At 72.6% G+C, this 12,996-nt stretch carries 13 protein-coding genes; 6 read left to right on the top strand and 7 right to left on the bottom strand.

Annotated features, from left to right (window positions below):
- Positions 1-401 precede the first annotated feature (401 nt).
- The 5 genes from acs to Sfr03f_RS31415 all read left to right on the top strand — a co-directional run bounded on the left by acs (position 402) and on the right by Sfr03f_RS31415 (position 6,109).
- On the top strand, positions 402-2,402 hold the full coding sequence (acs, locus tag Sfr03f_RS27860; RefSeq protein ID WP_108956971.1) for an acetate--CoA ligase: 2,001 nt from the start codon (positions 402-404) through the stop codon (positions 2,400-2,402).
- 245 nt (positions 2,403-2,647) lie between these two features.
- A complete protein-coding gene (nhaA, locus tag Sfr03f_RS27855; protein WP_108956970.1) occupies positions 2,648-4,045 on the top strand; it encodes a Na+/H+ antiporter NhaA in 1,398 nt (465 codons plus the stop codon).
- A 213-nt stretch (positions 4,046-4,258) separates the two neighbouring features.
- Positions 4,259-4,759, top strand: coding sequence for a phage holin family protein (locus Sfr03f_RS27850; RefSeq protein ID WP_108956969.1), 501 nt, complete (start codon positions 4,259-4,261; stop codon positions 4,757-4,759).
- On the top strand, positions 4,756-5,709 hold the full coding sequence (locus tag Sfr03f_RS27845; protein WP_108956968.1) for an alpha/beta fold hydrolase: 954 nt from the start codon (positions 4,756-4,758) through the stop codon (positions 5,707-5,709). Before Sfr03f_RS27850 ends, Sfr03f_RS27845 begins: the two co-directional genes overlap by 4 nt.
- Positions 5,710-5,929: 220 nt before the next feature.
- Positions 5,930-6,109, top strand: coding sequence for a hypothetical protein (locus tag Sfr03f_RS31415; RefSeq protein ID WP_108956967.1), 180 nt, complete (start codon positions 5,930-5,932; stop codon positions 6,107-6,109).
- A 131-nt stretch (positions 6,110-6,240) separates the two neighbouring features.
- On the opposite strand, the gene Sfr03f_RS27835 is transcribed toward Sfr03f_RS31415, so the two are convergent.
- From Sfr03f_RS27835 to nth, 3 genes are all read right to left on the bottom strand, one after another.
- A complete protein-coding gene (locus Sfr03f_RS27835; RefSeq protein ID WP_108956966.1) occupies positions 6,241-7,440 on the bottom strand; it encodes a MarP family serine protease in 1,200 nt (399 codons plus the stop codon).
- An 85-nt stretch (positions 7,441-7,525) separates the two neighbouring features.
- On the bottom strand, positions 7,526-8,242 hold the full coding sequence (locus Sfr03f_RS27830) for an NUDIX hydrolase (protein ID WP_108956965.1): 717 nt from the start codon (positions 8,240-8,242) through the stop codon (positions 7,526-7,528).
- Between the two features lie 91 nt (positions 8,243-8,333).
- Positions 8,334-9,203 carry an endonuclease III gene (gene nth / locus Sfr03f_RS27825; RefSeq protein ID WP_245967801.1) on the bottom strand — a complete coding sequence of 290 codons (870 nt, stop codon included), beginning with the start codon at positions 9,201-9,203 and terminating at the stop codon, positions 8,334-8,336.
- A 328-nt stretch (positions 9,204-9,531) separates the two neighbouring features.
- On the opposite strand from nth, the gene Sfr03f_RS27820 reads away from it, so the two are divergent.
- Positions 9,532-10,206 (top strand): Crp/Fnr family transcriptional regulator, encoded by a 675-nt coding sequence (locus tag Sfr03f_RS27820; protein ID WP_108956964.1) that lies wholly within the window; start codon positions 9,532-9,534, stop codon positions 10,204-10,206.
- Between the two features lie 39 nt (positions 10,207-10,245).
- On the opposite strand, the gene Sfr03f_RS27815 is transcribed toward Sfr03f_RS27820, so the two are convergent.
- From Sfr03f_RS27815 to sp36, 4 genes are all read right to left on the bottom strand, one after another.
- A complete protein-coding gene (locus Sfr03f_RS27815; RefSeq protein WP_108956963.1) occupies positions 10,246-11,076 on the bottom strand; it encodes an MBL fold metallo-hydrolase in 831 nt (276 codons plus the stop codon).
- Positions 11,073-11,951: an NUDIX hydrolase gene (locus Sfr03f_RS27810; RefSeq protein WP_108956962.1), complete on the bottom strand. Its 879-nt coding sequence runs from the start codon at positions 11,949-11,951 to the stop codon at positions 11,073-11,075. The genes Sfr03f_RS27815 and Sfr03f_RS27810 overlap by 4 nt, the downstream gene beginning before the upstream one ends.
- A 342-nt stretch (positions 11,952-12,293) precedes the next feature.
- Positions 12,294-12,758, bottom strand: coding sequence for a RidA family protein (locus tag Sfr03f_RS27805; protein ID WP_108956961.1), 465 nt, complete (start codon positions 12,756-12,758; stop codon positions 12,294-12,296).
- Positions 12,755-12,910 carry a Sp36 family protein gene (sp36, locus tag Sfr03f_RS30430; RefSeq protein ID WP_159105749.1) on the bottom strand — a complete coding sequence of 52 codons (156 nt, stop codon included), beginning with the start codon at positions 12,908-12,910 and terminating at the stop codon, positions 12,755-12,757. The genes Sfr03f_RS27805 and sp36 overlap by 4 nt, the downstream gene beginning before the upstream one ends.
- Positions 12,911-12,996 lie beyond the last annotated feature (86 nt).

The raw sequence follows: 12,996 nt of genomic DNA, 5'->3' as shown, positions 1-12,996 counted from the left end.
TGGCGCGAGCGGACCGGGACGCGGGCCCGGTGGACGGGGCGGGTCCGCTTCCCCGCAGGCCGCGCCGGGCGCAGACCGCCGCGACGCTACCGCGCCCGTCGGTCGCACCCATGGGTAGACGCTCCCCCCGCGGGTAGTGCGTCAGACACGACGCGGACCGGCCCGCGCCCCGCGGCCGGCCGCCGGCCAGGGTCCGGCAGCCCCGGGCCCGCGCCGCGCCCGGCGTCGCGCCGTCGAGGGTCACACCGCTGAACTCTGCCGCGCGGCCGTACGTGACAACGGATGACCGATCCGCGCAAGCCATCCGCGAAGACCGAGGTCGCAGCCCCGGAGGAAACCCGCACAGGTCTACACCAATTTCCGGTCGACCCTTGTCAGTACTCCCTCCGGTCTGATGAGCTGTGGCCTGGGACACAGCGGACACCCTCGGAATGGGAGATGTCGTGAGCAACGAAAGCCTGGCCAACCTGCTCAAAGAAGAACGCAGGTTCGCACCCCCCGCCGACCTGGCCGCCGCGGCCAATGTCACCGCGGAGGCGTATGAGCAGGCCAAGGCTGACAGGCTCGGCTTCTGGGCCGAGCAGGCCCGTCGGCTGACCTGGGCCACCGAGCCGAGCGAGACGCTCGACTGGTCGAACCCGCCGTTCGCCAAGTGGTTCCAGGACGGCACCCTCAACGTGGCCTACAACTGCGTGGACCGTCACGTGGAGGCCGGCAACGGCGACCGGGTGGCCATCCACTTCGAGGGTGAGCCCGGCGACACGCGCGCCATCACCTACGCCGAGCTCAAGGACGAGGTCTCCCGCGCCGCCAACGCCCTGCTGGAGCTGGGCGTGCGCAAGGGCGACCGCGTGGCCGTCTACATGCCGATGATCCCGGAGACGGCCGTCGCGATGCTGGCCTGCGCCCGTATCGGCGCCGCCCACTCGGTGGTCTTCGGCGGCTTCTCCGCCGACGCGCTGGCCACCCGCATCAAGGACGCCGACGCCAAGGTGGTCATCACCGCCGACGGCGGCTGGCGCCGCGGCAAGCCGTCCGCGCTCAAGCCCGCCGTGGACGAGGCGCTCACCAAGGTCGACGGCGTGGAGCACGTGCTGGTGGTCCGCCGCACGTCCCAGGAGGTCGGCTGGACCGAAGGCCGCGACGTCTGGTGGCACGAGATCACCGAGCGTCAGTCGGCCGAGCACACCCCCGAGGCGTTCGAGGCCGAGCAGCCGCTGTTCATCCTGTACACCTCGGGCACCACGGGTAAGCCGAAGGGCATCCTGCACACCTCCGGCGGCTACCTGACCCAGGTCGCGTACACCCACCACGCCGTGTTCGACCTCAAGCCGGAGACCGACGTCTACTGGTGCACGGCCGACGTCGGCTGGGTGACCGGCCACTCGTACATCGTCTACGGCCCGCTGGCCAACGGCGCCACCCAGGTCATGTACGAGGGCACCCCGGACACCCCGCACCAGGGCCGTTTCTGGGAGATCGTCCAGAAGTACGGCGTGACCATCCTCTACACGGCACCCACCGTGATCCGCATGTTCATGAAGTGGGGCGACGACATCCCCGCCAAGTTCGACCTGAGCTCGCTGCGGGTGCTCGGTTCGGTGGGCGAGCCGATCAACCCCGAGGCGTGGATCTGGTACCGCGACCGCATCGGCGCGGGTTCCAAGCCGGTCGTGGACACCTGGTGGCAGACCGAGACCGGCGCGATCATGATCTCGCCGCTGCCCGGCGTCACCGAGACCAAGCCCGGGTCCGCCCAGGTCGCGCTGCCCGGCATCGCGGCCACCGTAGTGGACGACGAGGCCAACGAGGTGCCCGACGGGGGCGGCGGCTACCTGGTGCTGACCGAGCCTTGGCCCTCGATGCTGCGCACCATCTGGGGTGACGACCAGCGGTTCATCGACACCTACTGGTCCCGCTTCCCCGGCAGGTACTTCGCGGGCGACGGCGCCAAGAAGGACGACGACGGCGACATCTGGCTGCTCGGCCGGGTGGACGACGTGATGCTGGTCTCCGGCCACAACATCTCCACCACGGAGGTCGAGTCCGCGCTGGTCTCGCACCCGAAGGTCGCCGAGGCGGCCGTGGTGGGCGCGGCCGACGAGACGACCGGCCAGGCGATCGTCGCCTTCGTCATCCTGCGCGGGACCGCCTCCGAGGACGAGGGCCTGGTCGACGAGCTGCGCAACCACGTGGGTGCGACGCTCGGCCCGATCGCCAAGCCCAAGCGCGTCCTGCCGGTCGCGGAGCTGCCCAAGACCCGCTCCGGCAAGATCATGCGCCGCCTGCTGCGGGATGTCGCGGAGAACCGCGCCTTGGGTGACGTGACCACGCTGACCGATGCGGGCGTCATGCAGCTCATCCAGGACAAGCTGCCGTCGGCGCAGAGCGACTCCGACTGAGGCGGCACCTTCGACCCCTCCGGGACCGGGCCGACTCAGCGGCCTCGGCGGGCCGGGCTCCGCGTGACGACGTGACGACGTGACGGAGCCCGGCCCGCTGCCGCTCCCCCGTCCCATTGGGTAAGCTGAAGATCGTGTCTTGCGTCTCCGTGCCCACCGCGTGGTGACGAAAAGACCTCAGGTGCGCCGGGAAGTCTGGTCGGCATGAGTACAGCCGTGCCCCGACCACCCTGGAGAGCGCCCTCATGGCGAAGCCCGAGCACACCACCGACTCCACGCCCCACCAGGCCTTCCGCAGGGTCTCGTTGCGCGAACGCGGTTTCCTCGCGGACGCCCTGCGTACCGAGACGGTCGGCGGTGTCCTGCTCCTGCTCGCCGCGATCGCCGCGCTGGTCTGGGCGAACGTGCCGGGCATCAGCGGCAGCTACGAGTCGTTCAGCCAGACCCACATCGGGCCCTCCGCCCTCGGTCTCGACCTGTCGATCGAACACTGGGCCTCGGAAGGCCTGCTGGCGATCTTCTTCTTCGTGGCCGGCATCGAGCTCAAGCGTGAGCTGGTGGCCGGCGACCTCAAGGACCCCAAGGCGGCCGCCCTCCCGGTGATCGCCGCCGTCTGCGGCATGGTGGTGCCGGCGCTGGTCTACCTGGCGGTCAACGGCGCCATGGGCGGTTCGGCGACCGGCTGGGCGGTCCCCACCGCCACCGACATCGCCTTCGCGCTGGCCGTCCTCGCCGTGATCGGTGCCTCGCTGCCCTCGGCGCTGCGCGCCTTCCTGCTGACCCTCGCGGTGGTCGACGACCTGCTGGCCATCGTGATCATCGCGCTCTTCTTCACCGAGCACCTGAACTTCGCCGCGCTCGGCGGGGCGGCGGCCGGGCTGGCGGTCTTCTGGTTCCTGCTGCGCAAGGGCGTGCGCGGCTGGTGGGTGTACGTGCCGCTCGGCCTGGTGATCTGGGGCCTGATGTACAACAGCGGCGTCCACGCGACCATCGCCGGCGTGGCCATGGGCCTGATGCTGCGCTGCACGCGCCGTGAGGGTGAGGACCTGTCGCCCGGCGAGCGGATCGAGCACCTCGTCCGGCCGCTCTCCGCGGGCCTGGCCGTGCCGCTCTTCGCGCTGTTCGCGGCGGGAGTGCCGGTGGCGGCCGACGACCTGGCCGCGGTCTTCACCCAGCCGGAGACGCTGGGCGTGACGCTGGGGCTGGTGGTCGGCAAGACGGTCGGCATCTTCGGCGGCACCTGGCTGACCGCCCGTTTCACCCGGGCCTCCCTCAGCGATGACCTGGCCTGGGCCGACGTGTTCGCCCTGGCCACCCTGGCGGGGATCGGCTTCACGGTGTCGCTGCTGATCGGGGAGCTGGCCTTCGAGGGCGACGCCGGGCTCACCGAGCACGTGAAGGCCGCCGTCCTGGTCGGCTCGCTGCTGGCGACCCTGATCGCGGCCGTGCTGCTGCGGCTCCGGAACGCCACGTACCGGCGGATGACCGAGGAGGAGGAGCGCGACGAGGACCGCGACGGCATCCCGGACATCTACACCCAGGACGACCCGGAGTACCACCTGCGGATGGCGCGGATCCTCGAGCGCAAGGCCGCCGAGCACCGTCGCCTGGCCGAGACGATGGCGGCGGAGCGGCGCCGGTGAGGGCGCGCACGCCGCCCGCGCACCCCTGCCGGCGGGGATCCCGCACGCCCTCCGCCGCCTCTGCCGTGACTCTTCTTCAGGTCTTCGCCCGAGGCCGCGTACACCCGAAGTGATCGGGGGTACCTCTACTACCGGCCGGTGCGCGCAAGGTTCGTGCGGGTCCGGCATGATCTGACTGGACGGTACAGAACTCGGCAGGAAAGGGAGTCCGCGATGAGCGCACCCGACGGCAACCCGGTCGGCACCGAACGCAGCATGGGGCAGCTGTTCGCCTCGGCGTCGACCGAGATGTCCGCCCTGGTCCAGGACCAGATCGCCTACGCGCGGGCGTTGCTCAAGCAGGACGTCAAACGGGGTGCCACCGGCTCGGCCCTCTTCACGGTGGCACTGGCCCTGCTGGTGTTCTCACTGCCGATGCTCAGCTTCGCGCTGGCCTACGGCATCCACACCTGGTCGGACTGGAACCTGGCGATCTGCTTCCTGCTCTCCTTCGCCGCCTCCGTGCTCGTCGCCCTCGTGCTGGTGCTGATCGGCATGGTCTTCGTCAAGAAGGCCAAGCAGAGCCGCGGCCCGCAGCAGGTGAGCGAGGAGATGAAGCGGACCGCCGAGGTGCTGCAGAACGCCAAGCCGCACCCCCGCCCCGCCGTGGCGCCCGCCGCCCCCGCCGACCTGTACGCCAAGCAGCTCGACTCTGTGGCACGCTCGACGTCATGACCGAACCGGCCACTCCCTCGGCGCAGCCCGCCTCGGCGGTGCGGATCGACCTGCCCGACGGCAGGAAGGTGATCCACCGCGACGTCGCCGCCAACGGCGCCCGCTTCCACATCGCCGAGCTGGGCGACGGCCCGCTGGTCCTGCTGCTGCACGGCTTCCCGCAGTTCTGGTGGACCTGGCGCCACCAGATGGGCGCCCTCGCCGACGCGGGCTTCCGCGCCGTGGCGATGGACCTGCGGGGCGTCGGCGGCAGTGACCGCACCCCCCGCGGCTACGACCCGGCCAACCTGGCGCTGGACATCACCGGCGTGGTCAGGTCGCTGGGCGAGCCCGACGCCGCCCTGGTCGGCCACGACCTGGGCGGCTACCTGGCGTGGACGGCGGCGGCGATGCGGCCCAAGCTGGTGCGCCGACTGGCGGTCTCCTCGATGGCCCACCCGCGCCGGTGGCGCTCGTCGATGCTCTCCGACCCCCGGCAGTCCTCGGCCGGCTCGCACATCTGGGGGTTCCAGCGGCCCTGGATCCCCGAGCGGCAGCTGACCGCCGACGGCGGGGAACTGGTCGGCCGTCTGATCCGCGAGTGGTCGGGGCCGGGCGGCGGGCCCGACGAGCAGGCGGTCGAGGTCTACCGGCGGGCGATGTGCATCCCGTCCACGGCCCACTGCTCGGTCGAGCCGTACCGGTGGATGGTGCGGTCCCTGCTGCGGCCCGACGGCCTCCAGTTCAACCGGCGCATGAAGCGTCCGGTGCGGGTGCCGACGCTGCACCTGCACGGCTCGCTGGACCCGGTGATGCGCACCCGGACGGCCGCGGGCTCCGGTGAGTACGTCGAGGCCCCCTACCGGTGGCGGCTCTTCGACGGACTGGGCCACTTCCCGCACGAGGAGGACCCGGTGGCGTTCTCCACCGAGCTGGTGAACTGGCTGAAGGACCCCGAGCCGGACCGCTGAGCGACCGCCGGCCGTCGGCGGCCTGCCGTCGGGGCGCACGGGCGCACACCGGCGCGCCAGGGGCGCACGCGCGCCCCCTGCTCCGGAGACGTCCGAGCAGGTGACCGACCGATATCCGGACGCGGCTCCCTGTCCTACGAACAGCCCATGCCTGCCGCATAGGCCGATTGAGGACCTCCGGCGTGGTTATCGACCTTGGGCCAGGGGCACACGTCGGGGTATGGGCTGGACGTACGACTTCAGTGACGCAGCACGTGACCGCCGCTCGCCCGACGGGCCGGGCGGCCGCCGCCGTGGGGCACCGCAGCCACCGGCGACCGATCTCGGCGTGGGCATCGGCGGCATACTGCGCCGGCGTGCCCGGTGGGTCTCCGTGCGCCTGCGCCAGCAGCGCGCCTGACCCGCCTCGGCACCGACTCCCCCGCACCGTTTCCCTTCGCACCGCCCACCGGCGCCGCCCGGCGCGCGGGGCGTCCCACACGGGAGCCCCCGCGCGCCGCGGACCGCCTCACCGGGGCGTCGCGGAGCACGTCACAGGGCGCACTGCTCGCTGTCCACCTGCCGGTCGGCGCGACGGCCCTGCTCGATGTCGTCCTGGATCTCCTCGACGGTGAGCGCGTAGCCGGTGTCCGGGTCGTCGAGCGACTTGGCGAACACGACTCCGGCGACCTCGCCGCGCGACGTCAGCAGCGGTCCGCCGGAATTGCCCTGCCGGACCGTCGCGTAGAGCGAGTAGACCTGGCGCTGGACGGTGGAGCGGCGGTAGATGTCGGGTCCGTTGGCGGGGATCTGCCCGCGCACGCGGGCCGCGCGGACGTCGTAGCCGCCGTTCTCCGGGAACCCGGCGACGATGGCGTCGTCGCCGCTCCGCGCCGGCTGGGAGGCGAAGCGCAGCGGCTTGGCCGTCAGCGCCGGGACGTCCAGGACGGCGATGTCGCGCCGCCAGTCGTAGAGCACCACCGTGGCGTCGTAGCGGCGGCCCTCGCCGCCGATCTGCACGGTCGGCTCGTCGACCCCGCCGACGACGTGCGCGTTGGTCATCACCCGCTGCCCGGCGAAGACGAAGCCGGTGCCCTCCAGCACCTTGCTGCAGCCGGGCGCGGTGCCCATGACCTTGACGATGGAGCGCTTGGCCCGCACCGCCACCTCGCTCTCGACGAGCGCGGCGTCGGGCGGGGCGACCTCGCGGATCGGCTCGTTGGCGAAGGGGCTGAAGACCTGCGGGAAGCCGTTCTGGGCGAGCACGGAGGAGAAGTCGGCGAACCAGGTGTCGGCCTGCTCGGGCAGCGTCTGCGAGACACCCTGGAGCACCTGGGAGGTGCGGACCTGCTTGCCGACGGTCGGCAGCGTCGTCCCGGCCAGCGCCGAGCCGATCAGCCAGGCCACCAGCAGCATGGCCACCACGTTGACCAGCGCGCCGCCGGTCGCGTCGAGCGCGCGGGCAGGAGACCAGGTGATGCGGCGGCGCAGCTTGCCGCCCCAGTGCGTGGTCAGGGCCTGCCCGACGGAGGCGCAGACGATCACGACGATCACCGCGACCACCGCCGCGACCGTGCTGACCTGCGACTTGTCGGTGAGCGCGTCCCAGACGACCGGGAGCAGGTAGACGGCGATCAGGCCGCCGCCCAGGAAGCCGATCACCGACAGGATGCCGACCACGAAGCCCTGGCGGTATCCGACGACCGCGAACCAGCCGGCGGCGATCAGCAAAAGAATGTCCAGCACGTTCACCGCTTCACGCCTCGCCTCGTCCTCTCCCGGCCGCCGCACCTCGTCCGCCGGGGCCCACCGTCGTCCATTCCCGTCGGGATCCCGGTCACGACCTGCGGTCGAGGGACACCTCGCGGTCGCGGTCCCAGGGCAGTTCCCAGCCCGCGAAATGCAGCAGACGATCGATGATCCCGGCGGTGAACCCCCAGACGAGGGCGGACCGCACCAGGAAGGCGGGACCACGGTAACCGCTCGGGTGCACCGCCATCGCCCGGTTTCCGGCGTCGGCGAGTTCGTCGACCGGGACGGTGAAGACGCGGGCCGTCTCGGCCGGGTCGACCACCCGCACCGCGCTGGGCTCCCGCCACCAGCCCAGCACCGGCGTGACGACGAAGCCGCTGACCGGGATGTAGAGCTTGGGGAGGGCGCCGAAGAGCTGCACACCGGCCGGGTCGAGGCCGGTCTCCTCCTCGGCCTCGCGCAGGGCGGCGCGCAGCGGACCGTCGGTGTGCGGATCGCCGTCCTCGGGGTCCAGGGACCCGCCGGGGAACGACGGCTGGCCGGCGTGCGAGCGCAGCGAGCCGGCCCGCTCGGTCAGCAGGATCTCGGGGCCGTCCTTCCCCTCCCCGAACAGGACGAGCACGGCGGACTGCCGCCCCCGGCCGTCCGCGGGCGGCAGGAAGCGGCTCAGCTGGCGCGGTTCGACCGTCTCCACGGCGTCGACCACCGGGTCGAGCCAGGAAGGCAGCCCCCGGGCGGACAGGCCGATGCCGCCGCCGGACACGGTCGTCGCACCGCGGTCCGCGTCGCCCGCACGTGTCATCGCCACCCCGGTTCCGTGTCGCACGCCTCGCCGTTCAACGTCTCGTGGTCCGCCCATGGTTCCCCACGCCGGGCGACGCCCGGTGGTTCCCTCATTCCTTGCCCAGCGGCGGGGCGGGGATGCCGCCGTGGTCCAGATAGGACTGCGGGGGCTTGAGCCGCTGGCCGGGGAAGCCGCCCTTCTCGTACTTCAGCAGCTTCTTCGCCTTCTCCGGGTCCGTCTCGCCCTCCCCGTAGGCGGGGCAGAGGTCGGCGATCGGGCAGGCGCCGCAGGCGGGCTTGCGGGCGTGGCAGATGCGGCGGCCGTGGAAGATCACGTAGTGGGACAGCATGGTCCAGTCCCGCTTGGGGAAGAGCGTGCTCATCTCGGCCTCGATCTTCTCCGGCTCGGAGGCCTCCGTCCACCTCCAGCGGCGCACCAGACGCATGAAGTGCGTGTCGACGGTGATGCCGGGCCGGCCGAACGCGTTGCCCAGCACCACAAAAGCGGTCTTGCGGCCCACGCCGGGCAGCTTGACGAGTTCCTCGAGCTTCCCGGGCACCTCGCCGCCGAACTGCTCCACCAGCGCCTTGGACAGGCCCATCACCGAGCGGGTCTTGGCGCGGAAGAACCCGGTGGGCCGCAGGATCTCCTCGACCTCCTCCGGGTTCGCCGTCGCGAGGTCCTCAGGGGTGGGGTACTTGGCGAACAGCGCCGGGGTGGTCTGGTTGACCCTCAGGTCGGTGGTCTGGGCGGAGAGCACGGTGGCCACGAGCAGCTGGTAGGGGTTCTCGAAGTCCAGCTCGGGGTGGGCGTAGGGGTACACCTCCGCCAGCTCCCGGTAGATCCGCCGCGCCCGGCGCACCAGGGCGACGCGTGACTCCGGCTTGGCGGCGCGCCGCGCCGCGGGCTTCCTTCCGGCGCCCTTCGCCCCCGTCTTGCCGGCGGTACCGGCCGGCTCGCGGGTCTCGTCGTCCGCCACGTTCGTCGCTCCATTCGTGGTCTGTTCGCCGACGGCGGAATCACCCTGTCCGATCACCCGGTCGGACCGCCTGGGCCGTGTAGTCGTCGGCGTTTCGGACACCCGGCCAGCCTAAGGCTCCGCATGGACATCCGCCGCGTACCCCGGGGATCACGGCTCAATTGGGCCCCTGGCGCGATGTCTGGCACACCAGTGCGGCATCCTTGTGACAGATCACACTGTTTGGACCGTCCGGCAAAATGGGGAACCAGGACCCCTGGACGACCGGTGGTACGGACGGTAACCGGGGGGACAGGATTCCCTGAGCAGGTCGAATAGGAGAGATCTCGTGGACGACGTTCTGCGGCGCGCCCCGCTCTTCGCGGCGCTCGATGACGAGCAGGCCGCGGAGCTCCGCGCGTCGATGAGTGAGGTGACCCTCGCACGCGGCGACGCGCTGTTCCACGAGGGCGACCCGGGTGACCGCCTGTACGTGGTCACCGAGGGCAAGGTGAAGCTCCACCGGACGTCTCCGGACGGCCGCGAGAACATGCTGGCGGTTCTCGGCCCCGGTGAGCTGATCGGTGAGCTGTCGCTCTTCGACCCGGGCCCGCGCACGGCGACCGCCACCGCGCTGACCGAGGTGAAGCTGCTGGGGCTCGGCCACAGCGACCTCCAGCCCTGGCTGAACGCCCGCCCGGAGGTGGCCGCCGCCCTGCTGCGCGCCGTCGCCCGTCGCCTGCGCAAGACCAACGACCAGATGTCCGACCTGGTGTTCTCGGACGTGCCGGGCCGCGTCGCGCGCGCCCTGCTCGACCTGTCGCGCCGCTTCGGCGTGCAGTCCGAGGAAGGCATCCACGTCGTCCACGACCTCACGCAGGAGGAGCTGGCCCAGCTGGTGGGCGCCTCCCGCGAGACGGTGAACAAGGCGCTGGCCGACTTCGCCGGGCGCGGCTGGCTGCGCCTGGAGGCCCGTGCGGTGATCCTGCTGGACGTCGAGCGGCTGGCGAAGCGCAGCCGCTGAGCCGAGCGGGCGAAGCAGCCCCGAGGGAGTACGGGCCGGTCAGACCAGCCCGTGCTCCCTCAGGTATTCCAGCTGGGCGCGGACCGACAGCTCGGCCGCCGGCCACAGGCTGCGGTCCACGTCCGCGTAGACCTGCGCGACGACGTCCTCGGCGGTCCGGCAGCCGCTCTCCACGGCCGTCTCCACCTGGGCCAGCCGGTGGGCCCGGTGCGCCAGGTAGTACTCGACCGCGCCCTGGGCGTCGTCCAGGACCGGGCCGTGGCCCGGGAGCACGGTGTGCACGCCGTCGTCGACGGTGAGGGAGCGCAGCCGCCGGAGCGAGTCCAGGTAGTCGCCGAGCCGCCCGTCGGGGTGGGCCACCATCGTGGTGCCGCGGCCCAGGACGGTGTCGCCCGTGAGCACCGCCCGGTCGGCGGGCAGGTGGAACGAGAGCGAGTCCGAGGTGTGGCCGGGAGTGGGCACCACGCGCAGCTCCAGCCCTTCCAGCTCCACCACGTCGCCCGCCGCGAGACCCTCGTCGCCGAGGCGCAGCGAGGGGTCCAGGGCGCGGACCTTGGTGCCGGTCAGTTCGGCGAAACGTTTCGCTCCCTCGGCGTGGTCCGCGTGGCCGTGCGTGAGCAAGGTCAGCGCGACCCGGCGTCCGGAGCGCTCCACGGTGTCGATGACGTGCGCCAGGTGGCCCTCGTCCAGCGGACCCGGGTCGACGACCACCGCCAGCCGGGAGTCCGGCTCGGCGAGCACCCAGGTGTTGGTGCCGTCGAGGGTCATCGGGGACGGGTTGGGCGCGAGCACGTTGACGGCGCGGGCGGTGGCGCGCCCGGAGGCGACGACGCCTCGGGGCTGTCCGGGCAGGGCGGCGGCGTCCGTCATGCGGCCGGTCCCTCCGCGGCGTCGGCGGTCACCCGCTTGGTGAACTCCTCGTGGCCCGGCCAGACCAGCTCGACCACGCCGTCCACCAGCCGTGCCTCGGCGAGCACGGGGGTCATGTCCCGCCCGGGGGCGGCGGCGAGCGCGTCGGCGGCCGCGGGGTAGGTCTCCAGGGTGCGGAGGGTGGAGATGGTGGGCGGCATCATCAGCAGCTCGCCCTTGTCGTACCCGGCGGCGGCGTCCGCGGGGCGGGTCCAGACCGTGCGGTCGGCCTCGGTGGAGACGTTGCGGGCGCGCTGGCCCTCGGGGAGCACGGCGACGAAGAAGAAGGTGTCGTAGCGGCGGGTCTCGAACTCCGGGGTGATCCAGCGGGCCCACGCCCCCAGGAGGTCCGAGCGCAGCACGAGGCCGCGGCGGTCGAGGAACTCGGCGAACGAGAGCTGGTGGCCGGCCAGGGCGGCGCGGTCCCGCTCCCAGTCCTCGCCGGTGGTGTCACCGACGACGGTGTCCTCCGTGGGGCCCGCCAGCAGGACGCCGGCCTCCTCGAAGGTCTCCCGCACGGCGGCGCAGACGATGGCCTGGGCGGCGGGCTCGTCCACGCCGAGGCGGTCGGCCCACGCGGCGAGGGAGGGACCGGCCCAGCGGACCTGGCGGTCGTCGTCACGGGGGTCCACGCCACCGCCGGGGTAGGCGTACGCGCCGCCGGCGAAGGCCATGGAGGCGCGGCGGCGGAGCATGTGCACCACGGGCCCCTGGTCGGTGTCGCGCAGCAGCATCACCGTCGCGGCACGGCGGGGGGTCACGGGGGTGAGGGTGCCGGCCGCGAGGGCGCGTATGCGCTCGGGCCACTCCGGGGGGTACCACTGACCATTCGCCATGCGGGGAGGCTATCCGCCGCGGGACGAATCTTCGAGGGGGACCTGCCGCGCGGGGGGCCAGGTCAGGGCGACGCCGCCAGGGGGCCACGTAGCCAGGGGAGACGGGGCCACGGGAGACGGGGCCACCGGGTCAGGGGCGACGGGGCCGCGGGCCCAGGGGCCGACAAGGCTGCGGGGCCACGGCCGGAGAAGGGCGGGCCCAGGAGGAGAGCGTCCGCCCCGGAGGAGTGGGCCGGCCCGCTCGGCCCGACGGGCGCGGCCCCGGCGGCGGGACGGCACGGGGGGCGTGCCGGTCCCGCCGGGCGGGTGCCCCCTCGCGCGGGGGCGGTGGCGGCGGTGGCGTCAGTCGGTGAGCTCGACCTGGATCTCGACCTCGACGGGGGCGTCGAGGGGGAGGACGGCCACACCGACGGCGCTGCGGGCGTGGACGCCCTTGTCACCGAAGACCTCACCGAGCAGCTCGCTGGCGCCGTTGACGACGGCGGGCTGCCCCGTGAAGTCGGGGGCGGAGGCGACGAATCCGACGACCTTGACGACGCGCGCGACGCGGTCCAGGTCACCGGCCACGGACCTGACCGCCGCCAGCGCGTTCAGCGCGCAGACCCGGGCCAGCTCCTTGGCCTCCTCCGGCGTGACCTCGGCGCCCACCTTGCCGGTGACCCCGAGCTTGCCCTCGACCATCGGAAGCTGCCCGCTGGTGTACACGTACGCACCCGAGCGGACCGCCGGCTGGTAGGAGGCAAGCGGCGCGGCCACCTCCGGCAGCGTCACACCGAGCTCGGCGAGACGCGCCTCGACGCTGCTCACGCCTTCTCCCGCTTCAGGTAGGCCACCAGCTGCTCGGGGTTCGGCCCGGGCACCACCTGGACGAGCTCCCAGCCGTCCTCACCCCAGGTGTCGAGGATCTGCTTCGTGGCGTGCACGAGGAGCGGGACGGTCGCGTATTCCCATTTCTTCATGGGGGCGACTTTACCGCCGGCCGCACCCGGCCCGGAGTTGTCCACAGGGCCCCGCAGCCGAGTTGTCCACAGGCCCCGGCGTGAGG

Source organism: Streptomyces fragilis, from assembly GCF_003112515.1.
GTDB classification, from domain to species: Bacteria; Actinomycetota; Actinomycetes; order Streptomycetales; family Streptomycetaceae; genus Streptomyces; species Streptomyces fragilis.
This window is presented reverse-complemented; position numbering and strand designations above follow the sequence as displayed.